The organism is Rufibacter ruber (genome assembly GCF_014138425.1).
Classification (GTDB): Bacteria; Bacteroidota; Bacteroidia; order Cytophagales; family Hymenobacteraceae; genus Nibribacter; species Nibribacter ruber_C.
Genome location: NZ_JACJIQ010000005.1, coordinates 259,061 through 284,572 on the forward strand (window position 1 = coordinate 259,061; position 25,512 = coordinate 284,572).

Consider the following 25,512-nt stretch of genomic DNA (forward strand, 5'->3'; position numbering starts at 1 on the left):
ATGGATTTATGTGATTTGTAGGATTGTGGAAGAAGCGAAGGCTGGTGTGTAGATGAGATGCCATAAACTATTGCTGGCGCGAGTTTCCAACTCGTGCCTATAGATTCGGGTAGTCTCCAGACTACCCTCGCTGCCCCGCAGCGAAACAGCGCATGGCAGAGGCATTTTTACGTCTATGGAGGAGAGCTTTAAAAGAGGAAAGGCTGTTGGCACAGACGCTCGCAGGTCCTCTGGGCGCTACGGGGTCTTTTAGGAAGGTGGAACGCTTATCAGGAAAATGAAGACCAGGAAATGGACCAGTTAGCTTCTTGTTGCATGGCAACGGCTGCCCCTCACCCTAGCCCTCTCCCTCAGGGAGAGGGAATGGCGCTTTTACGTTTTCGGGCTGTTTTGGCCAAAACAGCCCGAAAACAGGATACCTTCCAGCTCCTGATGGGAAAAGGATGAGGGGTTTAGAGAAAAAGGTGGCTATGATTCTGCCTATCTGCAATGCACGTAGCAAAGCACTTTCTCGCACTTGCCCCATTGGCGGTTCTTGCATTGCTTTTTGGTAGACTTCGCGATGGCCTCACATTGCGGGTTGAACGCAGAACCTGCCAATGGCGCAGAGGCTGAGGACAGCAAGGTGAGCGAAACAAAACAGAACAGGGTGATGAGCACGTTTTTCATAAAAAGTTTGTAAGGGTTTGGGAAGGAGCGAAGAATAAATGTACAAAAGTTAAACAAGATTTAATAGTACTTTCTGTAGAGAATTGCGTAGAAAACCCATTGGCCAACCCGCCCGCCTATGCAGCATGTTCTACGGTTTTGTCTGCTTCTTTTTCTTTTTTCAACTGCCTATTCCGCTGAGGCGCAAATAAACAACGCGCCCGTGGGGGCCAGAGCGGCAGGGTTGGGCGGTGCGGCCGTTACGCTGCCAGACGTGTGGGCCCTCAGCAACAATCCGGCGGGCATGGCGGCGCTGAAACAGCTGGAGCTGGGCGCCTACGCCTTCAACCGCTTCTCCCTGGCAGAACTGACCTCCATTGGTCTGCTGGCCGTGTACCCCACTCAAAAATTCGGGACGGTGGGCGTGGATTTGCAGCGGTTTGGCGGCGAGCTGTACAATGAGCAGCGGCTGGGTATTGGGCTGGCACACCAGTTGGGCGTGGTACGGTTGGGCCTGAAGGCCGATGTATTGCAAGTGCGCGTGAAAGAGTGGGGCAGCCGCAAAGCCGTAGCGCTAAGTTTGGGCGGACAGTCAGAAGTGATTCCCAGGCTGGTGTTTGGGGCGCATATCTACAACGTAAACCAGGCCAAACTGGCCGAATTTGAGGATGAGCGCGTGCCCACCGTCATGAAGATGGGGCTGAGTTACCAGGCCGCCGCCAAGGTGCTGCTGGTGGCAGAGGTGGAGAAGGAGTTGGAGTTTCCGGCGGCGGTGAAGGCGGGCGTGGAGTACCGGGTGCTGCCCGCGCTGGGGCTGCGGGGCGGTTTCCATTCGGGTACCCGTTCCGGCACGGCGGGCGTAGACGTAAAGTTCAGGCAGTTCCAGGTGGCGTATGCGCTGGGCGCGCAGCACCAGCTGGGCGTGAGCAACTACCTGAGCGTCGCCTATCAAGTTCCGCAGAAACTATGAAAGTGCGTTTCTGGCTTGTTTTTCTGATTTTAGCCCTAAAACAGGGGGCCGCCGCGCAAGATATTCCGCGCCCGGCGGTAGACGTGGAGTTGCTGGTAGAGGAGCTGTTCGCGCAGCAGGACGACGAGAACGCCGTGGCCTATGAAGACCTGTATGAGACGCTGCTGCAGTACTACCGCCAGCCGCTGGACCTTAACCGCGCCACGCGCGAAGAACTGCGCAGCCTCTTTTTGCTCTCAGAAAACCAGATTTCGGCGTTGCTCCAGCATATTTCAGACAACGGCCGGCTGTTGAGTCTGTATGAACTGCAGGCGGTTCCCGGGTTTGATTTGCTATCCATCCGGCGGCTGTTGCCGTTTGTGAGCGTACAGAGCCTGGGGCAGATTGGCCAGCGCACCTGGCGCGAACGGCTCAAGAATGCCGCCAACCACTCGCTGCTGCTGCGCTATGACCGCACCCTGCAGGAGCAGCGCGGCTACACCCCGCCCCAAGGCCGTTCCACCACCCGCTACCTGGGCTCCCCAGACAAATACCTGCTGCGCTACCGCCTGAGCCAGCCGCGGGACTTCAGCTTCGGCGTGACCGCCGAAAAAGATGCGGGCGAGCAGTTCGCCTGGAACCCTGGCCAGCGGCTCTATGGCTTTGATTTCCTGTCTGCGCACGCGCAACTGTATGACCGGGGCGCGTTCAAGACCATCGCCGTGGGCGATTACCAACTCCAGTTTGGGCAGGGGCTGCTGCTCTCCAGCGGGTTCAGCGTGGGCAAGGGCGGCGAAACCATCACCACCATTCGGCGCAGCCAGCTGGGCATACGGCCGCACACCTCGGCGCTGGAGGCCAACTTTTTCAGGGGAGCCGCCGCCACCCACCGCTACAAAAGGATTGAGACCACCCTCTTTTACTCCAACCGCCGGGTTGACGCCTCAATGGGCGACGTGCTGGCCGATGACACCACATTGCTCACCTTAGGCGGCATCCAGACCTCGGGCCTGCACCGCACGCCCACCGAGGTTGCCAACCGCCAGCGGGCGCGGGAACAGGTCATGGGCGGTGACGTGACCTACCGGAACCCAAGGCAGACGCTGAGTGTGGGGGTAACGGCGCTGCACACGTGGTATAATGTGGCGCTGCAGCAACGGCCGGAGCTGTACAATCTCTTCGCTTTCAGCGGAAGTCAAAACACGGGTGTTGGTCTGCACTACAGCTATCTGTGGCAGAACCTGAACTTTTTTGGGGAGACGGTGCGGTCTGGCAACGGGGCGCTGGGTACGGTGAACGGGATTCTGGCAAGCCTTTCTGAGCGGGTGGAGCTGTCAATGGTGTACCGCCACTACGCCAGAGATTTCCAGAGCATGTACGGGGCCGCCTTCGGCGAAGCCAGCCGCAACCAGAACGAGCGCGGGCTGTACACGGGCCTCAAGGTGAAGTTCAGCAACCGCTGGCAGCTCACCGGCTACTATGACCGGTTCAGTTTTCCGTGGCTGCGGTACCGGGTAGACGCGCCCTCAGACGGCGAGGAATACCTGCTGCGGCTGCAGTTCATGCCCGGCAAGACCACGCTGCTCTACGGCCAATACCAGCACGAGCGCAAAGCCCGCAATGAGACGATAGCCGGCGAGGCGCTAAGGCAGGTGAATCCCACGTTTTCGCACCGTTATTTACTGTTGTTAGATGTGAGTCCGGTGCCTACGCTGCGGCTGCGGTCACGGGTGCAGGTGAGCCAGTTTAGGCAGAGCGGTCCGCAGCGCACCGGCTATTTCATGGGGCAGGACGTGACCTGGGAGCGCAACTACACCCGCCTCAGCGCCCGCTACGCTCTGTTTGATTCTGATGACTATGACACCCGCCTCTACGTACCTGAGCAGGATGTGCTGTACGGGTTCTCCATTCCGGCATTTTTTTGGCGGGGCACGCATGTGTACCTGCTGGCGCAGCAGCGCGTGACCAGAAGCCTTGATTTCTGGTTTAAACTCAGCCACACCCACTACCGCGACCAGCGTACCGTGAGCACCGGTCTGGAGCAGATAGAAGGCCCCAGGCGTACTGATGTGCGGGTGCAGGCGCGCTACCGTTTTTGACCTGTTCTTGGAAAAACAGCCCGGAAACAGAGACTTTGGTTTTGGCCTGAGTGGGAGTGGGGGAAAGCACTTTGTGGCATCTTCAACCCATTCGGCCGAAGGGCGGGAAATGTACTGGTAAACGAACGGCAGGTACGTCTGTTTTTGGCCTGTTTTCGCCAAAACAGGCCAAAAACGCAATGGTGTTCTATTCTGGCACCGGCGCCTCTGCCGCCTGCAGTGGCGCATCTGGCTGCGGGGCAGGCAAACGGCCCAGGCGCTGGGTGACGTGGTAGCTGTTGAGGCCCGAGGCGGTCATGGTTTCGGCTTTCTCCAGGTCTACATAGCCGTCTTGCTGCAGGCAGTCTTGGGGAACCAGGGCCTCTACCACTTCGCCAATGACCAGAATGGTGCCGTTGAGCTTGATGTACGTGCGCTGCACCAGCTTAAGGCCTACCTTGATGTTGGCCTCCCGCACGTACGGGGCGGGATGGTTCTCTGAAAACTGCGGGGTGAAGCCGCAGAGGTCAAACTCTGACTGGCTGTGGTGGGCGCTGGTGTGGTGGGCGGCCTGGTAGAAACTTGGCTTTACGTGGTTGAGCGTGTAGTGCCCGGTCTTGATGATGTTGTTGAGGGTGTCGCGCACCACGCTGTCTGGCCGCACAATCATGCCAATGAGCGGCGGGTTGGCCCCCACATGGAACACCTGCGTGTACACGCTCAGGTTGGTGGTGCCTTTGCCGTCTACGGTGCCCACCAGGCACAGGCTCTTGAAGCCCGAAAGCGAGGTGACAAAGTTGGCCCGGTAGGCTAGTTCCATCCCCAGAATATCTGACGTGGAAAAATGGCTGTCTGACATGGTGCTGAACGCTGAAAACAGATACTCTCACTCCTCCGGTTCTGAAGAGGGAATGAAAGTTAAGGAAAAATGCGAATCTGGCCTAATGTAAGGGCCCAGCTCCAGGCTTTCGGTTTGTTTTGGGGCTGTTTTTCCCAAATCAACCCCAAAACAAACCGTAGCCGCTGCCCATTTCAAAAAGCTAGATATGCTAAACTAATTAGTTTTATTGTAGCGGTTGCCAGTGTTGATGAAGCTGTTGATACCTCTGTGGAAAAATAAACGAGCAAAAGAAAGGCTTGTTGTAAACTATTTGCTAAAAATTTTAGTAAAATTGACTTGGATTTGATGATGTCTCTTTGCCAACTGCCTATGTTGATAGACCAACTGTATACCCCAGACCTGGATGATGAGGCCGCCCACGCGGTGCAGGTGAAGAAGTTCATGCCCACCGGTTTCCCATCGCCGGCGGCAAATTACATGGGGGATTTCATTAACCTGAACGAGTACCTGAACATACGGGCAGCCTCCTGCTTCTTGGCCCGGGTGAGCGGCAACGGAATGGCCAAGGCGGGCATTCACGCCAATGATCTGCTGGTGATTGACCGGGCGCTGCCCCTGCAGAACCAGTGTCTGGTGCTGGCCACCCTGGAGGAGGAGTTTGTAGTGCGCCGCTACTGTGAGGCTGCGGGGCGTAAGACGCTGGAAACAGACGGGGAACCCAAAACGGTGACTGAGCTGGCCTCAGGCAGTGAGTTTGCCATTTGGGGCGTGGTGTCATGGGTGGTGCACCGGTGCCTGCCAGAGGCGAAAACGTCTGCCGTAAAGGGAATAAGGAAGAGAACGGGAGCATGATCCTCTTTTCTGTTTTCGGGCTGTTTTTCCAAAAACAGCCCGAAAACAGAAAGTTAACCTGATCTGGCAAATTAAAGAGCGGCAGCATGTATGCACTGGTAGACTGCAATAATTTTTATGCCTCCTGTGAGCGCGTTTTTGACCCCAAGCTGCAGGACAAGCCCATAGTGGTGCTCTCCAACAATGACGGCTGTATTATCTCCCGCTCACAGGAGGCGAAGGATCTGGGCATTAAAATGGGGGAACCGTACTTTCAGCGCAAGAAGTGGCTGGCCGAGCAGGGGGTGCACGTGTTCTCCTCCAACTACGCCCTCTACGGCGACATGTCAAGGCGGGTGATGGAGGTGCTGGCCATGTTTACCCCTGAGCTGGAGGTGTATTCTATTGATGAGGCGTTTCTGGGGCTGCACGGGTTTGAGCGGCACCATGAGCTGGAGGCACTGGCCAGGGAGATGCAGCAGCGGGTGCGGCAGTGGGTGGGCATACCGGTATGTGTGGGCATAGGGCCTACCAAAACACTGGCCAAGGCTGCCAATAACCTGGCCAAAAAGCAACGGCAGCAGACCGGGGGCGTCTGGCTCATTGACAGGCAGAACAGGGAGCAGGCTTTGGCCCAGATGCCGGTGCGGGATGTTTGGGGGGTGGGGCGGCAGAATGCGGCGCGGCTGGAGATGGCGGGAGTGGACACCGCGTTGGCCTTGTCCAGATGCTCTGTTGAGTGGGCGCGGCGGCAGCTGGGCGGCGTGGTGGGGGTTCGGCTGGTGAAGGAACTGAGCGGCGAACCCTGCCTGGCCATGATGCCCACCCAGGATAAACAGAATATTGCCTGTACCCGGTCCTTCGGAAAAATCATCACAGACCTGCCCCAGTTGCAGGAGGCCATTGCGGTCTACGCCACCCAGGCCGCTGAAAAACTGAGGAGCCAAGGGTCTGTGGCGGGGGCTATTACGGTGTTTGCCCATACCAACCGCTTTCGCCCGGTTGAGCAGTACTTTAAGGAGCGCACGCTGGAGTTTCCGGTGGCCACAGACAGTACCCTGGAGTTGGTGCAGATGGCTGTGGCAGGAATCAAGCAGATTTTCAGGCCGGGCATTGAGTACGGGAAAGCGGGGGTGGTGCTGACAAGGCTCATGCCCCGAGAGGGCATTCAGGCCGACTTGTTTGTACGGTCAGCCGCGCTGGAGCACAGGGGCCTTATGCAGGCCCTGGATAAAATGAACCGGCTGTGGGGCGGCAACATGGTCTCTGTGGCCGCCACCGGCCAGGGGCAGCGGCAGGAGTGGCAGATGCTGAGCGGTCTGTGCTCACCCCGCCGAACAACGCACCTGCAGGAAGTGCTGGGGGTGAGGGGATGACTGTTTCCGGCCTGTTTTTCAGAAAACAGGCCGGAAACAGAAAGACAAGGGTTAAATAAAAGCAGTGCCTTTCCTAGCTTTTACATCGGCCACAAATTCTTTCACCTTCTGCTCTTCATTGCGGTGGCATACCATGAGCACATTGTTGTATTCGGCTACAATATAGTCTTGTAACCCCTGCAGAACCACCAGCCGGTCTTTGGGAGTCTTGATGATGCAGTTTTGGGTGTCATAGAGCAAGACATTCCCATCTACCACATTTCCGTCTTCGTTTTTCTCAGCTAAACTGTAGAGCGAATTCCAGGTTCCCAGGTCAGACCAGCCTAAATCGCCCAGAATCACATAGACATTCTCGGCCTTTTCCATAATGCCGTAGTCAATTGAGATGTTACGGGACTGGGAGTAGGCATTGTCAATGAAGGGGGCTTCTGAAGAAGTGTAATAGGTAGACGCGCCTTCTTCAAAGAGATCTGCAATTTCCTCCAGATGCCGGCGGAATGCCTTCAGGATGGCCTGCGCGTTCCATATGAAGATGCCGGCGTTCCAGACAAAGTCGCCGCTTTCCAGAAAAGACTGAGCCAGCTCCAGGTCTGGTTTCTCAGTGAACGTTTTGACCTTCTTAAGCGGAGAGGAATTTTCAAGATACTGTATATAGCCGTAGCCTGTGTCTGGTCGGGTGGGCTTGATGCCCAGTGTTACCAAAATATCTTGCCGGGAAGTAGCCTCCAGTGCCTGTTGTATGCAATCTTCAAACGCGGCCTGTCTGAGAATCACGTGATCAGCCGGGGCTACCACAATGTTGGCGTTAGGGTTTCTTTGGGCAATTTTATAGCAGGCGTACGCGATGCAGGGAGCCGTGTTGCGGCCCACAGGCTCCTGCAGTATCTGGTCCTCTTGGAGCTGTGGCAGATGTTGTCTAACCAAGTCTGCATATTCCCGGTTAGTCACCACAAACACGTTTTCTGGGGGGCAGATATTGTCAAACCGTTTCACAGTGGTTTGGATCATGCTTTCCCCAATGCCCAATACATCATGAAACTGCTTGGGATGGTTGTTTCGGCTAAAAGGCCAGAAGCGGCTCCCAATGCCGCCTGCCATTACCACTACAAACGTATTTTCAGATTGTGTACTCATCATGATTTGGCTTCCTGTTTTTTTTGCTTGCCCAGCGCAAAAAGTCCGCAAAGTTATCTTAATTTCTTTTAATTCCGCTTTAGTAGGGTTGTTGTACGGGCGTTAAATAAAAAAGGCAGGATTTCCTGTTTTGGGCCTGTTTTCAGAAAATCAGCTCTAAAACATAGTTCTGGCTCACAGGTGTTCTGAGAACAGAGTAAAAGAGTAGTGAGGAAAGCGGCACTGGTTTGTGGCAAAAAGCTTCTTTCAAGCCGATGGTAACATTTTAATAATGGTTGATTGCGGAGCTTAGGCTTCTTTTGGTGTTTCTGAATGTAGGATGTTGATTAGCAGAAAGGTAGATATGTTGATGGCCGACCGGTTGAGCGTGGGCAGAGGCTTTAGAATATGCATTTGACAATATTCTAAAACCATATCAAGGATAAGTCGTATCTTTGCGGCAATATGTGCGGAATTTCAGGAATCTACGCGTTTACCCCCGAAGGCCGTGAGGTCATTCAAAAATTGCCGGCCTCTACTGATGCGCTACAGTTACGCGGACCGGACTCTGGCGGGCATTTTACCCATGGTGCGGTTGGTCTGGGCCACCGTAGATTGTCTATCATTGATGTAAGCAATGTGGCCTGCCAACCTATGGTGGATGAGCAGGAACGGTATACTATCATCTTCAACGGGGAGATCTTTAACTACCAGGAGCTGAAGAAGCAGCTGGTAGACAAAGGGTATACGTTCTTCTCGCAGTCTGACACCGAGGTGTTGCTGAAGTTCTACATAGAAGAAGGCCCCTCTTTCCTGAAGAAGCTGAACGGGTTCTTCGCCTTCGCCATTTATGACAAAGAAAACGAGTCTCTGTTTGTAGCGCGTGACCGTTACGGGGTAAAGCCTCTTCTAATGTTTCAGGACGAGGATAAGCTGGTGTTTGCCTCAGAGATGAAGTCATTGATGGCGTTTGGGATTCCGCGCAAGCTGGATTATGCCTCCCTGTATGAATACCTGCAGCTGAACTACATTCCTGGGCCTGCCTCTATTTTTAAAGGGGTGAAGAAGCTCATGCCGGGGCACTACCTGATGATCACTAAGAATGGAAAGGTAGAGAACAACCGGTGGTATAAGATCCCCTATGATGAGAAGAAAGTAAGAGAAAATAGCCTGTCTTATGAGGCCCAGCAGAAAAAGCTGGTAGACCTGATGGACGGAGCCGTGCAGCGCCGTATGATTGCTGATGTGCCGCTGGGCGCTTTCCTGAGCGGGGGAATTGATTCTTCTGTGATTGTGGCCCTGGCTTCGCGCCATACCCAGCAGCTGAACACCTTCTCTATTGGCTACAAAGACGAACCTTTCTTTGATGAGACCAAGTACGCCAAATTGGTGGCTGACAGGTACAAGACGAACCATACCGTCTTTTCGCTGACAAATAATGATTTGTATGAGCACCTGTTCCGGGCGCTTGACTATATAGATGAGCCTTTTGCCGACTCTTCGGCTTTGGCCGTGAACATTCTGAGCCATTACACCCGTCAGAAAGTAACCGTAGCCTTGTCTGGAGACGGCGCCGATGAGCTTTTTGCCGGCTATAACAAGCACATGGCGGAGTACAAGGTGCGCAAAGGGGGATTTGCCGCAGAGGCAGTTGCAGCCTTACTCCCTGTGTGGGAAATGCTTCCCAAATCGCGTAACTCTGCCTTAGGAAACCGCATCCGGCAGTTCCAGCGCTTTGGAGAAGGCATGAACCTTTCAGCCAAAGACCGCTACTGGCGCTGGGCCTCGTTTGCCACAGAAGATGATGCCAAGTCGTTACTCAGCGGGAAGTCTAAGCGTATTCTTTCCAAAAACACCTACAAGAAACGCCGCGAGAAGATCCTGAGTCATCTTTCTAAGAAAGGTGACATCAATGAGGTGCTGTACACAGACATGCAGTTGGTGCTGCCCAATGACATGCTCACCAAAGTAGACTTGATGTCAATGGCGAACAGCCTGGAGGTGCGCACGCCGTTCCTGGATTATAAAGTAGTGAACTTTGCCTTCTCTCTTCCTGAGTCCTCTAAGATAGATGGCGGTATGAAGAAGAAGATTGTGCAGGATGCCTTCAGGGACATGCTGCCGGCCGAACTTTATAAACGCCCTAAGCATGGCTTTGAGGTGCCGCTGCTCAAATGGTTCCAGAATGAGCTGAAGCCTATGATTGTAGAAGATCTGTTGTCAGATGCCTTTGTGGAGGAGCAGGGGATCTTTGATTTGAAGGAGATCCAGCGTTTAAAGGCACAGCTTTTCTCTAATAATCCGGGTGACATTCATGCCCGTATCTGGGCGCTGGTGGTGTTCCAGCACTGGTATAAGAAATGGATGGTGTAAGAAAGTTGTTGTGTAATTTGATATATTTTCCCCTTAGATAAACAAACCGCATTTTCATGAAAATAGCTGTAGTAGGAACAGGGTATGTAGGTCTGGTGACTGGTACCTGCTTTGCAGAGGTAGGTATTGATGTTACTTGCATTGATATTGATGTAAAGAAAATTGATAATCTGAAACAAGGTATTCTTCCTATTTATGAGCCAGGCCTGGAGAAAATGGTGTTGCGTAATGTGGAAAAAGAACGCCTGCATTTCTCTACTGATCTGGCGACAGCTATTCAGGGTTGCAATGCCGCCTTTATTGCGGTAGGTACCCCTCCTGGTGAAGACGGTAGCGCAGACCTGAAGTATGTACTGGGGGTTGCCCGTGAGATTGGGCGTAGCATGACTGACTATCTGGTTGTGGTGACCAAAAGCACTGTGCCCGTGGGTACCGCTAAAAAAGTAAAGCAGGCGGTTCAGGAAGAACTGGATGCCCGTGGCTCTGATCTTACCTTTGATGTTGCTTCAAACCCTGAATTCTTAAAAGAAGGGGCAGCCATTGATGATTTCCTGAAACCAGACAGAATTGTAGTTGGAATTGAGTCTGAAAGGGCAGAGGAGTTGATGCGTAAACTATACAAGCCCTTCCTGCTCAACGGACATCCTATTATCTTCATGGATGTGCCTTCTGCTGAGATGACGAAATATGCGGCTAACTCCATGTTGGCCACTAAGATCAGCTTTATGAATGACATTGCCAACCTATGTGAGATCATGGGGGCAGATGTGAACATGGTGCGCCGCGGCATTGGCAGTGATAGCCGCATTGGCAACAAGTTCATTTATCCAGGCATTGGGTACGGCGGCTCTTGCTTCCCTAAAGATGTAAAGGCCTTAATAAAAACAGCAGAGGAGAACGGGTATGAGATGCAGATTCTAAAATCTGTGGAGTCTGTGAACGAAAACCAGAAATCAGTGCTGTTCAATAAAGTGAAGAAGCATTTTAATGGTGATTTGGCGGGCAAGACATTTGCCTTGTGGGGATTGTCTTTCAAACCGAAAACAGATGACATGCGGGAGGCGCCTTCCCTGGTGATAATTGAAAAATTGCTGGAGGCTGGCTGTAAAGTGAAAGCGTATGATCCTGTGGCTATGCAAGAGGCTAGCCATATTGTAGGAGATAAAATAGAATACACCAAAGACGCCTATGAGGCCATTATTGACGCTGATGCCCTACTGGTAATCACAGAATGGCCAGAGTTCAGATCTCCTAACTTTCAGGTGATTGGCCGTTTGATAAGAAATAAAGTGGTGTTTGATGGGCGTAATATCTATGAGGCAAAAGAGCTGATGGACTTAGGCTTTGCGTATTATGGTATTGGTGTCCAGGATGTGCAACCTGTGATTGAAACAACAAACTAACTGCATGGCTACTGCTAGAAAACGTGTATTGATTACCGGTGGTGCCGGCTTCTTAGGTTCGCATCTCTGTGACCGCTTTATCAAAGAAGGGTACCATGTCATAGCCATGGACAACCTGATCACAGGTGATTTAAAAAATATTGAGCACCTGTTCAAACTTGAGCAGTTTGAATTTTACCATCATGATGTTTCTAAGTTTGTCCATGTACCGGGGCATTTAGATTACATCCTTCATTTTGCCTCACCGGCTTCCCCCATAGATTACCTGAAAATACCTATTCAGACGTTGAAGGTGGGTTCCCTGGGTACCCATAATCTGTTAGGCCTGGCTATGGCAAAAGGAGCCAGAATTCTGGTGGCCTCTACCTCTGAAGTGTATGGCGACCCCTTGGTGCACCCGCAGACAGAAGAATATTGGGGTAATGTGAATCCGGTTGGTCCAAGAGGCTGCTATGATGAGGCAAAGCGCTTCCAGGAGGCGATGACCATGGCGTATCATTACCATCATGGGTTAGAGACAAGGATTGTACGTATTTTTAATACCTATGGCCCTAGAATGCGCTTAGATGATGGCCGTGTTTTGCCAGCTTTTGTGGGGCAGGCCCTGAGAGGCGAGCCGCTGTCAATTTTTGGAGATGGCTCTCAGACCCGCTCCTTCTGTTATGTAGATGATTTAGTTGAGGGTATTTACCGCTTGCTTTTAAGTGACTGCCATGATCCGGTCAATATTGGCAATCCTAGTGAAATTACCATCAAAGAGTTTGCAGAAGAAATCTGTGGTTTAACAGGTGTGGAGCTTAAAATAGCCTATCAGCCATTGCCCAAGGATGATCCGCAGAAGCGTCAACCAGATATTGCTAAGGCTAAGAGCGTATTAGGATGGGAGCCTAAAGTAGATAGAAGGGAAGGGCTGGAACGAACACTTGAATATTTTAAAAAAGAGGTAATTCAGAACCAGACGGTTTAAGCTTCTATATGAAGATATTCTCCCTTATTTGTCATAATGGACTTGGGCATTTTAAACGGAGTGTTGCTGTTTTAAGCGAGCTGCAGAGACAGTTGCCTGGTGTGCAGATAACAGTTGCCTGTGAGAAATGGCAAGTTGAAAGAATGCAGGACTGGGAGGTTGCGGCCGTTTTTTTTGCTAATACCGAGAATGTGCGGTATTTAGATGGACTTGTGTTTCCCGGAGTGTATTGGGACAAGAATCCATTGAACTACCAAGATAGAAAATTAACAGAATGGCACCATCGGCTGGCAAATGTGCAGGAACTACATGAGGCAGATTTGGTCTTAAGCGACAACCTGTCTCAAGTGCTTCTCTACCGGCCTGACGCCGTGCTGCTGGGGTCTTTTTTATGGTCTGATATTCTGGAAGATGCTTATCCGGAAGTACCTTTTGTAACAGAGTTTGTAGAAGAGGAACGTAGACTTTTGGCAACCTATAAACCACGCATGCTTTGTGTGGGGGATATAGTAATGCCCGGGGTGGTAAAACAGACAGAAGCTATTAAGCTACCATGGTTTTGTGAAGTGGCTCTTGAAAAAGAGGCTATAGTGACTGAACGGGGTGCAGAGGAGAGCCACTTTAAGATAGCCTTGCTGGGGGGAGCCACAGATTCAATTGCCAATGAGTTGCAGCAACTGGCTCAAGCGCTGTTAAAGAACCAGCGGGTGGAGTTATTTCTTCCTAAGGGATTGGTAAGTGTACCTAAGGGGGGAGAAAAGAATTTACACGTATTTGACCATAGTGAGACTAGCTTCTCAGCTTTAGATTTGATTATTTGCAGGCCAGGTGTAGGAACTCTAACAGATGCAATTTGTTATAAGGTTCCTGTTGCTGCCGTGTATGAGGCTGGTAACATTGAAATGGAACATAATGCAACTGTTGTAGAGCAGCTGCAGATAGGCGTGAACCTGGGCTCACTAACAGATGTTTCTGTAAGTTGTGCAGCCATTTTTGAATTTTTAGGAAGTTCATCCTACTCGCTGAGTGAAAAAAAGATTCAAGCAAGGCCAAGAGGCGGTGTAGAAGCTGCTGCCGCTTGGGTGATTGAGAATATGAAATAAAAGGATACAATGAATAATAAATTGAAGCAAATCTGTGCTACGCTTGACAGCCCGCTATCAGAGGTGTTGGAGAAATTGAATGTCTCCTCTAATGATGGCTTGCCCGGAGGAATTTGTCTTGTTGTGGATCATGAGGGAGTTCTAAAAGGAACCATTACTGATGGTGATGTGAGAAGAGCCTTTCTAAACAACAAGTCTTTTGACCTAGAAGCGAAAGACGTTATGCGGGAAGACCCCATTGCGTTTGATGAAGATTATTCCTATCAGGAGATTCTGGATCAATTGCCTCAGGAATTGACTAAGCGGAACAGAGCGAGCAATAAGTTCTTAGGTAAGTTAATCCTGGTAGATAGCCAGAGGAAGCCGGTAAAAATTCTAAATTACCATCAACTTTGGGAACAGCGCGTGGCTACACACCGTCATGTGGTTGTGATAGGCTTAGGATATGTAGGCCTGACCTTAGCCTTGGTACTAGCCGATGAAGGCTTTATGGTAACAGGGGTTGATATTGATGAGAAAAGAGTCAATACCCTAAACAGCGGTGAGTCTTATGTGCACGAAATAGGGCTTCATGAGATGCTGCGGGAGCAGATTCATAAGAATTTCAGAGCTACTACTGAAATGCCTGAAGGAGGCGATGTTTTTATTATCTCTGTAGGTACCCCTGTAAAAAAAGATGCCACCGGCAAGACGGTGCTCATCAATGATTACCTGAGAGATGCCTCTGAATTAATTGGACAGCATATTAAACCAGGTAACTTAGTTATTCTACGTTCTACAGTGCCCATTGGTACTAGCCGTGATTTCGTAGCTCCAATCATTGAGAGAGAATCTGGATTGAAGGCAGGTCGTGATTTCCATCTTTCATTTGCCCCAGAAAGAACAGCAGAAGGAAAAGCAATTCAAGAGTTGCGCGAACTACCTCAGTTGATTGGCGGTATTAACACTGATTCAGTTGAAGCTACCGTAGCACTCTTCAGGGAGTTAACTTCTATGATTGTGCGGGTAGAGTCTCTGGAAGCGGCAGAGATGGCGAAGCTGGTGAACAACACGTTTAGAGATGTGGTGTTCTCCTATGCAAACCACATTGCCCAAATTGCTTCTCATTTTAACATAGATGTGGTGGCTACCATAAATGCTGCCAACAAAGGGTATCCTAGGGATAAAGTTCCGCTGCCAAGCCCAGGCGTGGGCGGCCCTTGCTTAACGAAAGACCCTTATATCTTTGCTTCTGTGGCTGAAAAGCTGGAATTTGATACCACCTTATTTGAGCATGGCCGCAGAATCAATGAGTCTATGCATGAATTTGTGGCTGCATCAGTAATAGAGCAGCTGGAGAAATCAGGCAAAGATCCCAAAGAAGCTAATATTCTAGTCTGTGGTTTGGCTTTCAAAGGACATCCGGAGACAGGTGACATCAGAAATTCTACTGCACTAGACATACTAGAGCTATTAAGAGGAAGGGTGAAATCTATCTCAGGACATGACCCTGTGGCCACACATGAAGAGCTAAGGGAGTTTAATGTGGAGCCGGTTGATCTTCCTACTGGGTTTGAGAACAAAGATGCAGTCTTGTTTTTGAACAACCACCGCAGCTATACTAAGCTAGATGTATATGAAATGGTACGTGCTATGAATGAGAAACCACTGGTGTATGATGGATGGCACTTGTTCCGTCACCAGGAAATTCTTCATGCTGCACCATGTACGTACATGGGCATCAGTTTCACCCATTCATCAATCTAGTGCGCATGAAAGTTTTGGGAATTGTTCCGGCAAGAGGAGGCTCTAAAGGAGTGCCAGGAAAGAATATAAAGCTTTTAGGCGAAAAGCCTCTAATAGCCTATACCCTTGAGGCTGCGGCTGCTTCGCAGTTGACACGCACCATTGTCAGTACAGATGATGAGCACATTGCCCAAGTAGCCAAGGAATGGGGGGGAGATGTGCCTTTCATTAGACCTAGCGATTTAGCAACTGACTTGGCTAACTCAATTGGTGTGGTGCAGCATGCTTTACGAACTATGGAAGAGTTAGAAGGTGGGCAGTATGACGCAGTTATGCTGCTACAGCCTACCACCCCTTTCAGAAGGACAGAAGACATAGACAAGGCCCTATCCATCTTAGCTGAGACTCAAGCAGACAGTGTGATTAGTGTGGTAGACGTAGAAGGGCACCACCCGGCTAGAATGAAGTTTATCAAAGATGGAAAATTGATTGATCCAGAATTCTGTGAAGCCTATGAGAACCAACCCCGTCAGGAATTAGAAACCATGTACATCAGAAACGGTGCCATCTATCTGACTAAGCGGGATATTTTGCTGAATAATTCATTCAAGGGTAAAGATTGTCGAGCATTAGTGATGCCAGGCAACCTCTCTGTCAACATAGATACCGCCTTTGATTTTGACTATGCCCAGTGGATTCTGGATCATTATCTTTCATGAAGACCTTGCACCTGGAGTCTGAACGATACAACCAGACAAGTTTAAATAAACTGGAGAGTTTTACCTCTGTTGATTATGGGCAAGACTATGATCAGCATAGGCTCCTTGAGCACCTGAAGGTGACAGGTGACTATGAAGTGTTGTTTGTAAAGCTTGGGGTGCATATAGATGCGCAAGTTTTTAGCTTGCTACCAAAGCTTCGGTACATAGTTACCCCTACTACTGGGCTAACCCATATAGACACGGGACAGGCTGAGCAAAATGGGGTAACGGTTGTAAGCTTAAAAGGTGAAACAGAGTTCTTAAAGCAGATTAGAAGCACCGCTGAACATACATGGGCTTTGTTATTGGCTTTATGCAGAAATATTGTGCCAGCGCACTATGACATCACCCATGAAGGGAACTGGAGAAGAAATCCATTTCTTTGTACTGAGTTAGACGGCAAAACTATAGGGATTATAGGATACGGAAGACTTGGAAAGATAGTAGCTGGTTATGCCAATGCCTTTGGAATGAAGGTGTTAGTGACTGATGCTGATTCACAGGCAGTGCAGCATTCACTCTATGAGAATACTCCTTTAGAGGTAGTTCTGCAAACTGCTGATATTATAAGTTTGCATATCCCTGCCAATGAGCAGAATATCAAATTTATCAGCGAAGAACACTTCTCCATGATGAAAGAGGGAGTTCTTTTCATCAACACTGCAAGAGGTGAAGTGGTGGACGAAGATGCTTTACTTTTTGCACTTGAATCAGGGAAAGTAGCTGGGGCCGCATTAGATGTGTTAGATGGTGATAGCTCCTGGGATGGTCTGCTGCCATCAGATAATGCACTTTTTAAATATGCCCGTGAACATTCTAATGTCCTGCTCACACCCCATATAGGTGGGTACGGCAGAGAATCTATTGAGCGTACGCGTGACTTTATTGTTGACAAATTTTTAGGAATAGTAAATAAGTAGAAATAATATGAGACCTATCATAATTGCCGAATGTTGCCAGAATCACAACGGTGACAAAGAGATCTTGAAGGGAATGATTCACGCTGCTGCAGAAAATGGCGCAGATTATGTGAAGATACAGTCAATCAGATCTAGTGATTTGACGTACCGTGAACGTTTTGAGGAAGGTGAAACCGCTGCAGACGGTACTGTAAAAACAATCAAACGGCCTTACCAGCCTGAATTAGAGAGATTAGCAAAGCTTGATCTATCGTTAGAGCAGGAAGCCTGGTTTGTGGAAGAATGCTGGCGGGCAGGAGTAGCCCCTATGACTACAGCATTCACCAGATCTGTAGTGAAAGATATTAAAGATCTGGGGTATGAAGCTATTAAAGTTGCCAGCTATGACTGTGCTTCTTACCCGTTGCTCGAAGATTTAAAGAAAGACTTCTCTACCATTTTTGTCTCTACCGGAGCCACTTATGATGATGAAATCGCAAAGGCAGCGGAGATATTAAGAGGAACCAATTTTCACTTGCTACACTGCGTAACTATCTATCCAACACCGTTAGAGGAGGTTCACATCCGTAGAATGAGCTTCCTTCGCAAGTTCACCCATCAAGTAGGCTATAGTGACCATTCAAAGCCTTCTACAACAGGATTATGGGCTAGCAAAATTGCTTTGGCTTTAGGTGCCAGCTGTATTGAGCGTCACTATACCGTATTACCTGCAGATCAAACCAGAGATGGTGTGGTGTCTATCACTCCAGACATGGTAAGAGAGCTGCGAGAGTTTGCTGACTTGAGCAGATATGAGCAAATGGAGATCATCAAGCGTGAATTACCAGAGTGGGAGCAAACCTTAGGCCAAGCTACCAGACCTCTGTCTCATGCTGAGATGTTAAATCGTGATTACTACCGCGGGCGTTTTGCCAGCAAGGTAGATGGTCAACCAGTGTATAACTGGGAGGAATAACTCATTTAACATTAGATACTGGCAGATAATATGCTGGTAAGGGATTTGTTATTAATAACAGACGAAGATTGATTGTCTCTATAAATTTATGGAGATAATTAATCTTCTTCTGTTATAATTCTTTAAGCTCTTTTTTACTTTAGAATAACCTTCTTTAATTTTTGTTTGCAAATGATAAGCTCTTTTATAGAGCGTATTTCTAACAAAAAGGAGGTTGTGAAAAAATACAATGAATAGGACTACTTCTATAGAATTATTGAATAGGTGGGAGCTTGATTTTCCAGTGCATGAATGGAGAGTTGATGATATCTACGTATGGCCTTTGATAAGAATACCTCTGTTGCAATACATGTTTGGTAAAAGCAACAGTATGCTTAAGGTAAAAGAAAGTAGTTCGTTGCAAAAAAATAATACATCTAGTAGTGCTTCAGGTAGAGATAAATTTAGTGTGTTTGTGAAAGGAGGAATACAATTCCTTAATCTCAAAAATAGTCTTTTTAATAAAATAGATTTTGTTTTTGTTAGTAATGCGGCATTTCGTCAAGAAGTGTTAGGAACTTATTACGATAGGTTTTGTGATTTATTTTTAGACTACTTCTCTGCTGTAAACCAGCATAGTGCTCTATTGCTAGAATTTAAACGACAGAATGTAGAATACAAGTTGCCTAGAAGTTTCTCAAAATCTGTGAAGCCTGCTGATTCTGCCATAAATTTTTTTAGAGCGATAAACAATAAGTTCAGAAAGAAGAAGTCCCGAAAAGCCTTCTTGCCTGAATATGAAAAGTTTATTGAAGAAATACAAGAAATTCTTGGTGTGAATGCAGCTAATTTCTTTACTAAGAAATGGGTAGTTAATATGGCCGAACAGGCAGATTTAACTGCAAATTTTTATCAGAACCTCTTTAAGAAAGGTAAACCTAAGGCTGTGTTTACTATATCATACTACTCTCCACAGTCTAGAGGGGCAATTTTAGCAGCCTCACGTCTGGGTATTCCTTCTATTGATATTCAACATGGTGTACAAGGGCAAATGCATGAAAGCTACGGTAGGTGGGCAAATGTTCCTGTAAAAGGATATAACCTGCTGCCAACCATTTTCTGGAATTGGGATCAACCATCGTTTGAAGCAATAGAACAATGGGCTCTACCTACTATTCATAAGCCATATATAGGTGGAAACCCTTGGTTATCATTCTGGAACCTGAAAAAGTTTAATGCCCAATATAATGCGGACTATTTATTATCTGGGGTAAAGGGAAGAAAAATTATACTGTATAGTCTCCAGCCTTCATTTGAAGCATTCCCAGCACTGATTAAAGAAGCTATCTCCCGTACCAGAGATGAGTTTGTTTGGTGGATAAGAATTCACCCAAGGCAAAGACATCAATTCGAGGAGATGCAGCAAGAGGCCTTTAAAATTGAAGAGAATCAAAATATAAACATTAAAGAGGCCTCTGAACTACCCTTGCCCCTTCTTTTGAATTACACAAATTTCCATATCACTTATTATTCTACAGTTGCAATTGAGGCTGCGAACTATAATGTTCCTACTCTATTTCTTAATGATTTAGGAAAACTCTATTATGAGGAGCAACTAGCAAGTTCAGGACTTGGATATTTTGACATACATACAGTAAATGATTTAATTTCTGTGCTTTGCATAGAGCAAAAAGGAGTTAGAGTGGAAATTGAAGAGGACGCTTCGTCAATTGATGAGAAGATAATTAACTTAATAAAACTAGTAGAAGATATTAATAATACCGTTAAACCGTAGAGTTGGGTAGTTTAAAGTATTGACATGTTTCGGAAGCTTCTTTTAAGAATCTCCTTGTATGGTTTGGCCCCACAGGTGCCAAAAATCGCAAGTATTTTCGTATTGCCCATCATTACACAAGATTTAACAACCTTAGATTATGGGGTGGCGGGCGTAATATCTGCATACGCCGCCGCATTTAGTGTATTGCAAACTTTGGGAATGAATGTGGTGATGTCTAATTCCTTTTATAAGTCACCTAATTTTTATAAATGGCATTGGCGCCAAATTCATGGCTTTTTAAGCATCTGGTCACTTGCCTTTGCGGCTATATTAGCAGGTATATTGTATTTTGTTATTCCAGAGGAAGCTACGCATAATAGATGGATGATTATTCTCTTGAATATTTTTCCAGTTGCATTTTTAGGGACAACACAGAATATGAGCCAACGGTTCTTTCATTTGTCTTTAAAAGCAAAGACACTGGCAATGAGAACCGTTATTACTGGATTAATAAGTGTATTTATTAATTTATATACAATTTCATATTTGAAGTTAGGGTATATGGGTTGGTTTTGGTCAGCCTGTTTGAGCAATGTTGCAGGTTTTTTATTGCTTTTTTACCCTTTCTACTTTAAATATAAATTCTGGCCTATATTTAATTTTAAAAAGCGAACAGTAAGAAAAGCATTAAGTGTATCTCTTCCTACTGTTCCTCATTACTACTCTAACTACCTTCTTAAAACATCAGATAAAGCTATTATGGACGTTTTACATGTGGATGTAAAAAACATAGGGCTTTATAACTTAGCATCAACCTTTGGAAATTACTTTGGATCATTTGTGGATGCTATCTCGTTGGCAGTGAGTCCTACTTATCTTAAATTGTATAGGAAGGGAGATGATGCTGCCTTACTTTCTTTAAAAAAGCTTACATTTCTTTTACAAGGCGGATTGCTCTTGATCAGTTTTACCTTATGTCTTTGGTTGAAAGAGATTTTTATGTTGATGATCAGGAATGAGGAGTTAAGAAAAGCTTATCCTATTGCCATAATTATAATCATGAGTTTTACCTATAGGCCTATGTACCTTGCTGCTATCAATAAAATCTTTATGCAAGAGAAAACCAAAAGCTTAATGAAGATTACCTTTGCGGCTGGAATAGCCAATGTGATCCTGAATTTTATTTTAATTCCTATCTATGGAGTAGAGGCTGCCGCAATTATTACTTTTGTTACTTTTTTGTATATGGGGTATTCTGGTTTCTTTATGAAAGAATTTAAAGGTATTAAAGATAAAGGATATCAGCCAGTCATGTGGTTGTTAATTACTCTTGCTGTATCTTTTATAGCCTATCTTGGAGTGGAGTTTTACTTATATGTTAAAGTATTCATTACATTTTTGCTTGCTGTAAGTGTAGGTCTCTTTTTGTTTAAGTATGGTAAGAATTTAAAGAATATTTATGTTGAATAATTTTTTGGGATTGGGAATGTTTTTAAAGCAACTTCATGCATAACGCTGCGTCAGCTCTCGTTTCTATTGTAATTCCTCTTTTTAATAGAGCCAATACAATTGTACATACTATTGAGAGTCTTCAAGATCAAACCTATGCCAATTGGGAGGCAATTCTAGTAGATGACGGGTCAACTGATGATTCTGTTGAAGTTGTGTCTAGAATTGCGGCTGAAGATGATAGAATTAAGGTTTTTAAAAGGAATAGGCTACCTAAGGGTGCTCAGACTTGTAGAAATCTGGGCTTCTCTCTGGCACAAGGTGAATTTGTTCAATTTCTTGATTCAGATGATTTGTTGCACCCAAACAAAATAGCTTTACAGGTGGCTGCGCTTTCTAAAATGCCATGTGATACCTTAGGGTTTGGACCATATGCTATTTTTTATGATACCCCCTCAGATGCAGTCGTCAAGGCAAGCCCTCTGTATGAAGTGAACAATTCTATTGATTGGATAATAACAGCCTACACTAAAAACACATACATCCCTACCGGTTCTTGGTTTGCATCTAAAGCTCTTTTTGAAAAAGTAGGCCCTTGGGATGAGAGGTTGCTGAGAAACCAAGATGGGGAGTATTTCTGTAGAGTAGTTTTACAAGCCTCTAAATTAGTATTTACTCCAGATGCACTGTTCTATTACAGAAAAGGAGAGTATAATTCTATCAGTAGGAGCTATGATAGGGCACGTTTATCTTCCTTACTACTTTCATATGAGCTGATTGAAAAGGCAGTTCTAACAAAAGAAAACTCAGCGCTAACAAGAGAAGCATGTAGCATATTGTACAATAAATTTTCTTATAGATTCTATCCTTTTGCCAAAGATTTAGCGAACAGGGCTGAACAACACTCTGCGCGATTAGGGTATCCGTTCAGTATGAAATTTATAAACCCTTCCTTCAGAAAGCTCTCAAAGATGCTAGGTTGGAAAGTTGTGAGATTGATGGAGGTGAAACTAGTAAAGAACGGTTTCGGTAGAGAAGCCTTAAAGAAAAAACTTTTTTTCAAGTAAGAGTATGCAAGTTTCTGTAATCATTCCTGTTTATAACGCCGCACAATATCTTCAACGATCTGTTGAATCTGCTTTGCTGCAGCCTGAGACTGGAGAGGTAATCCTAATAGATGATGCTTCTAAAGACAATTCATTAGAAGTATGTTTTGAACTTGCCCGACGCTCTGAGAAAGTGAAGGTGTTCCAGCATCCGGATAAAGCTAACCACGGCGCCGCGGCTACTAGGAACATAGGATTGAGAAATGCTCAATTTGATTACATCGCTTTCTTAGATGCCGACGATTATTTCCTTGAAAATAGATTTGCAAAGGCCATAGAAGTCTTCCAATCAGATTCTTCTATTGATGGAGTATATGAACCAGTTGGTACTTACTATGTAGATGAGGAGGCTATGACCAGGTTTTCAAAGAAGAAACGGCTTAAGGAAGAACAAGTGAAAGCTTATATCACAGCGGTCAAAGTTGATGTAGCACCAGATGAACTCATGAATGTTCTTTTAGAAGGGAATAAAGGACATTTCTGTACTGGGGGAATTGTTTTTAAAAGAAAGTTATTAAAAAAGACTGGACTATATAATGAGCAATTAAGAGTGGCTGAAGACTCTTTGTTTTATTTAAAGTTGGCTTACTATGGTAAACTGGTATCTGGTGGAAAGACAGAGCCCGTTGCTATCAGAGTAGTGCATGACTCTAATACTATGCTCCAGAATGACTTTGAAAATATGTATTTGACTTCAAAACCAAACTTTCTTAAGTCTTTGTTTGATTGGGCGTTGACAGAAAAGATAAATGGAAAGCCTTTTAGAACGATATTTAAAAATTATTCTATGTTCTATAAAGGTTCTTATAAGAAAGACAGAAATAAGCTATTGAAGATGATGGTTCTCCTAAAGAATGCAACGTCCATCATTTCTAAAGAACCGCAAGTGCTTTCCCGCTTATTTTAGCTTTGCATACTTACATTATTAAATTTTTAGATGGCCTTTCCTAGCTGACATCATAAGCAGGCAGAGCATGTAGTAATATGTCAAAGAACATAGCCTTTATTATTCCTTCATTAGGGGTGGGAGGTGCTGAACATCAAACAGTGAACCAAATTAATTATTTGGTAGAATCAGGGTATTCCAATATATGGCTAATTGTGCTAAGTAATGTATATCCTTTATTGGAAGAGTTGAAATTGGAGAAAGACAGAGTCTTGCTTATTCCAGAAAGTAACTCCACCATTGTTGATGCTCTTTTTTTTAAATCATTACCTGTTGTCGTGAGTCGTCTCACAGGTTTTATTGAAAAATATCAAATCACAGATGTACTTGCTATTATGCCTATGGCCCATTTTGCCTGTAGGGTAGCCAAATTAATACAGCTCTGTTCTTTTAAAAGACGCTTTAAATTGAATGTCTATTATAGGGCACTTAATTATGAAACGGCTCCATTAGACACTTTTTCAAAAAAAATATTCAATAAAATAAGTTCAGGGCTTGCTTTCCTGTTTGATAACAAGTCTTTATTCATATCTCAGGCGGTTTATAGCAATATTTCTGCAAATATATTTACCAGGCACCCATTAGTATTGCCTAATAGTTTGTCTTGGCGAAACGTATCAGCAGACTTAGGTGAAAACTTTATAGCAGAATCCCCTTTCTTCAACGGGAAAGAGTTCTTGATTCTTATTCCAGGTAGGTTTCATCCTGTGAAAGGGCATACTCTATTCATTAAAGCTTTTCATAAGGTTGTCTCAACCCTAAATCTGTCAAGTGGTCAGATAAAAGTAATTTTTGCTGGAGATGGTCCAGAGTATGAGAGAATTACTTCTCTCATTGTTGAACTAAACTTAAAAGATTACTTTTTTTTGAATGGCTATACTAATAACACCTTACTTTTGTCATTATATAAGAAGGTGAACCTAGTGGTAATCCCGTCATTTTCAGAAGGATTTGGAAACGTAGCCATTGAGGGGTTGATGCAACAGAGTCTGATGTTGGCATCTACCGCTGGTGGTTTGAAAGAAATCATAAGAAACGGCGAGAACGGGTTCTTATTTGAAGCTGGAAACGAAAATGATTTAGTTGAGAAGCTTGAATATCTTTTCCTGAATAAGGACAAGGAGTTAATTGATAAAGGATTGCTGTTGAAAGAGTTCTTGGCAAACTATACAGTTGACAGCCAGGTTGATAAAATTTTTACATTCTGTGACTTATACTGATTTAAAGATAAATCTCATGAACAAAGTTTTGATTACTGGGGCAGCCGGGTTCATTGGCTCCCATTTAAGTGAAAGGCTGCTCCAGACAGGCGTTCATGTGATAGGAGTAGATAATTTTGACTCATTTTATGATAGAAGCATAAAAGAGAGGAACCTTGCGGTTTTAAAAGAGTATAAGAATTTCTCTTTTATTGAAATGGATCTTAGGGTGGCTAGCAGTTTTAACACGCTGCCAACAACGCTGGATGCAGTAATCCATTTAGCCGCAAAAGCGGGGGTCTTACCTTCTATAAAAGATCCTAATGGATATCTGGAAGCGAACCTGGCAGGTACTATGAACCTGTTAGAGTTTATGAGACAACACGAGATTAAAAAATATGTGTTTGCCTCCTCCTCTTCTGTGTACGGAAATAACAAAATTATTCCCTTCTCTGAGGCAGATGCCGTTGATAATCCTATTTCTCCATACGCGTTTTCAAAGAAATCAGGTGAATTATTGAACCATACCTATCACCACTTATATAAGATAGATACGGTGAACCTGAGGTTCTTTACTGTTTTTGGTCCCAGGCAACGGCCTGATTTAGCCATTCATAAGTTCTTTAAACTTATTTACAATAATCAGCCCGTTACCCTTTACGGAGATGGTAGTACCGCCCGTGACTATACTTTTGTACAAGATACAGTAACAGGTATTGTAGCTGCTCTACGTTTTGTGATGGAGAAGGAGGGTGTGTTTGAAACTTTTAATCTAGGCAATAATTCTCCCGTATCTCTTATAGACCTAATCAATACTATTTACCAAGTAATTGGTAAAGAGCCTAATATACAGTATATGCCCATGCAGCCGGGTGATGTGGATATTACTTATGCCAATATAGAAAAGGCAAAGGTTATGTTAGGGTATAATCCTAAAACCACTTTGTTAGATGGATTGAAGGCTTTTAAAGAGTGGTACAATGAGAAGAACTAGAGTTCTATACCTGTCTTAT

General features: G+C 46.0%; 21 protein-coding genes. 18 read left to right on the forward strand and 3 right to left on the reverse strand.

Annotation, left to right across the window (positions count from 1 at the left end):
* Positions 1-480: 480 nt before the first annotated feature.
* The gene (locus FHS90_RS08000) at positions 481-669 is read right to left on the reverse strand and encodes a hypothetical protein (RefSeq protein ID WP_066834320.1); all 189 of its coding nucleotides are present in this window, start codon (positions 667-669) and stop codon (positions 481-483) included.
* Positions 670-787: 118 nt separating this feature from the next.
* On the opposite strand from FHS90_RS08000, the gene FHS90_RS08005 reads away from it, so the two are divergent.
* Together FHS90_RS08005 and FHS90_RS08010 are read left to right on the forward strand one after the other, a co-directional pair.
* Positions 788-1,618 (forward strand): hypothetical protein, encoded by an 831-nt coding sequence (locus FHS90_RS08005; RefSeq protein WP_182512637.1) that lies wholly within the window; start codon positions 788-790, stop codon positions 1,616-1,618.
* Positions 1,615-3,696: a ComEA family DNA-binding protein gene (locus FHS90_RS08010; RefSeq protein ID WP_182512638.1), complete on the forward strand. Its 2,082-nt coding sequence runs from the start codon at positions 1,615-1,617 to the stop codon at positions 3,694-3,696. The genes FHS90_RS08005 and FHS90_RS08010 overlap by 4 nt, the downstream gene beginning before the upstream one ends.
* A 187-nt stretch (positions 3,697-3,883) precedes the next feature.
* On the opposite strand, the gene FHS90_RS08015 is transcribed toward FHS90_RS08010, so the two are convergent.
* The gene (locus FHS90_RS08015) at positions 3,884-4,534 is read right to left on the reverse strand and encodes a flavin reductase family protein (RefSeq protein WP_066834326.1); all 651 of its coding nucleotides are present in this window, start codon (positions 4,532-4,534) and stop codon (positions 3,884-3,886) included.
* Positions 4,535-4,885: 351 nt separating this feature from the next.
* Here FHS90_RS08015 and FHS90_RS08020 point away from each other — a divergent pair, with 351 nt between their 5' ends.
* On the forward strand, positions 4,886-5,368 hold the full coding sequence (locus FHS90_RS08020) for a LexA family protein (RefSeq protein ID WP_182512639.1): 483 nt from the start codon (positions 4,886-4,888) through the stop codon (positions 5,366-5,368).
* Positions 5,369-5,454: 86 nt separating this feature from the next.
* Positions 5,455-6,723, forward strand: a complete 1,269-nt coding sequence (locus FHS90_RS08025; RefSeq protein ID WP_182512640.1) for a Y-family DNA polymerase — start codon at positions 5,455-5,457, stop codon at positions 6,721-6,723.
* Between the two features lie 51 nt (positions 6,724-6,774).
* Here FHS90_RS08025 and FHS90_RS08030 read toward each other — a convergent pair whose 3' ends face one another.
* A complete protein-coding gene (locus FHS90_RS08030; protein WP_246386761.1) occupies positions 6,775-7,860 on the reverse strand; it encodes a mannose-1-phosphate guanylyltransferase in 1,086 nt (361 codons plus the stop codon).
* A 441-nt stretch (positions 7,861-8,301) separates the two neighbouring features.
* Between FHS90_RS08030 and asnB the strand changes: the two genes are divergently transcribed.
* The 14 genes from asnB (at position 8,302) to FHS90_RS08100 (ending at position 25,493) form a co-directional block, all read left to right on the forward strand.
* Positions 8,302-10,209 carry an asparagine synthase (glutamine-hydrolyzing) gene (asnB, locus tag FHS90_RS08035; RefSeq protein WP_182512641.1) on the forward strand — a complete coding sequence of 636 codons (1,908 nt, stop codon included), beginning with the start codon at positions 8,302-8,304 and terminating at the stop codon, positions 10,207-10,209.
* Positions 10,210-10,265: 56 nt separating this feature from the next.
* Positions 10,266-11,612 carry a UDP-glucose dehydrogenase family protein gene (locus tag FHS90_RS08040; protein WP_182512642.1) on the forward strand — a complete coding sequence of 449 codons (1,347 nt, stop codon included), beginning with the start codon at positions 10,266-10,268 and terminating at the stop codon, positions 11,610-11,612.
* 4 nt (positions 11,613-11,616) lie between these two features.
* Positions 11,617-12,579 carry a UDP-glucuronic acid decarboxylase family protein gene (locus FHS90_RS08045; protein ID WP_182512643.1) on the forward strand — a complete coding sequence of 321 codons (963 nt, stop codon included), beginning with the start codon at positions 11,617-11,619 and terminating at the stop codon, positions 12,577-12,579.
* A gap of 8 nt (positions 12,580-12,587) precedes the next feature.
* Positions 12,588-13,682 carry a hypothetical protein gene (locus tag FHS90_RS08050; protein ID WP_182512644.1) on the forward strand — a complete coding sequence of 365 codons (1,095 nt, stop codon included), beginning with the start codon at positions 12,588-12,590 and terminating at the stop codon, positions 13,680-13,682.
* A gap of 9 nt (positions 13,683-13,691) precedes the next feature.
* Positions 13,692-15,428: a nucleotide sugar dehydrogenase gene (locus FHS90_RS08055; protein WP_182512645.1), complete on the forward strand. Its 1,737-nt coding sequence runs from the start codon at positions 13,692-13,694 to the stop codon at positions 15,426-15,428.
* A 5-nt stretch (positions 15,429-15,433) separates the two neighbouring features.
* Positions 15,434-16,126, forward strand: coding sequence for an acylneuraminate cytidylyltransferase family protein (locus FHS90_RS08060; protein ID WP_220483017.1), 693 nt, complete (start codon positions 15,434-15,436; stop codon positions 16,124-16,126).
* Entirely contained in the window at positions 16,123-17,088 is a 966-nt protein-coding gene (locus FHS90_RS08065) for an NAD(P)-dependent oxidoreductase (RefSeq protein WP_182512647.1), read from the forward strand. The genes FHS90_RS08060 and FHS90_RS08065 overlap by 4 nt, the downstream gene beginning before the upstream one ends.
* Before the next feature lie 7 nt (positions 17,089-17,095).
* Positions 17,096-18,043: an N-acetylneuraminate synthase family protein gene (locus FHS90_RS08070; RefSeq protein WP_182512648.1), complete on the forward strand. Its 948-nt coding sequence runs from the start codon at positions 17,096-17,098 to the stop codon at positions 18,041-18,043.
* A 370-nt stretch (positions 18,044-18,413) separates the two neighbouring features.
* Positions 18,414-19,817: a hypothetical protein gene (locus FHS90_RS08075; RefSeq protein WP_182512649.1), complete on the forward strand. Its 1,404-nt coding sequence runs from the start codon at positions 18,414-18,416 to the stop codon at positions 19,815-19,817.
* 24 nt (positions 19,818-19,841) lie between these two features.
* Positions 19,842-21,269 (forward strand): lipopolysaccharide biosynthesis protein, encoded by a 1,428-nt coding sequence (locus FHS90_RS08080; protein ID WP_182512650.1) that lies wholly within the window; start codon positions 19,842-19,844, stop codon positions 21,267-21,269.
* Positions 21,270-21,304: 35 nt separating this feature from the next.
* Positions 21,305-22,315 (forward strand): glycosyltransferase family 2 protein, encoded by a 1,011-nt coding sequence (locus tag FHS90_RS08085; protein WP_182512651.1) that lies wholly within the window; start codon positions 21,305-21,307, stop codon positions 22,313-22,315.
* A 4-nt stretch (positions 22,316-22,319) separates the two neighbouring features.
* Positions 22,320-23,261, forward strand: a complete 942-nt coding sequence (locus FHS90_RS08090; RefSeq protein WP_182512652.1) for a glycosyltransferase family 2 protein — start codon at positions 22,320-22,322, stop codon at positions 23,259-23,261.
* Positions 23,262-23,338: 77 nt separating this feature from the next.
* Positions 23,339-24,520 carry a glycosyltransferase gene (locus FHS90_RS08095; protein WP_182512653.1) on the forward strand — a complete coding sequence of 394 codons (1,182 nt, stop codon included), beginning with the start codon at positions 23,339-23,341 and terminating at the stop codon, positions 24,518-24,520.
* A gap of 16 nt (positions 24,521-24,536) precedes the next feature.
* Positions 24,537-25,493, forward strand: a complete 957-nt coding sequence (locus FHS90_RS08100) for a GDP-mannose 4,6-dehydratase (RefSeq protein WP_182512654.1) — start codon at positions 24,537-24,539, stop codon at positions 25,491-25,493.
* Positions 25,494-25,512 lie beyond the last annotated feature (19 nt).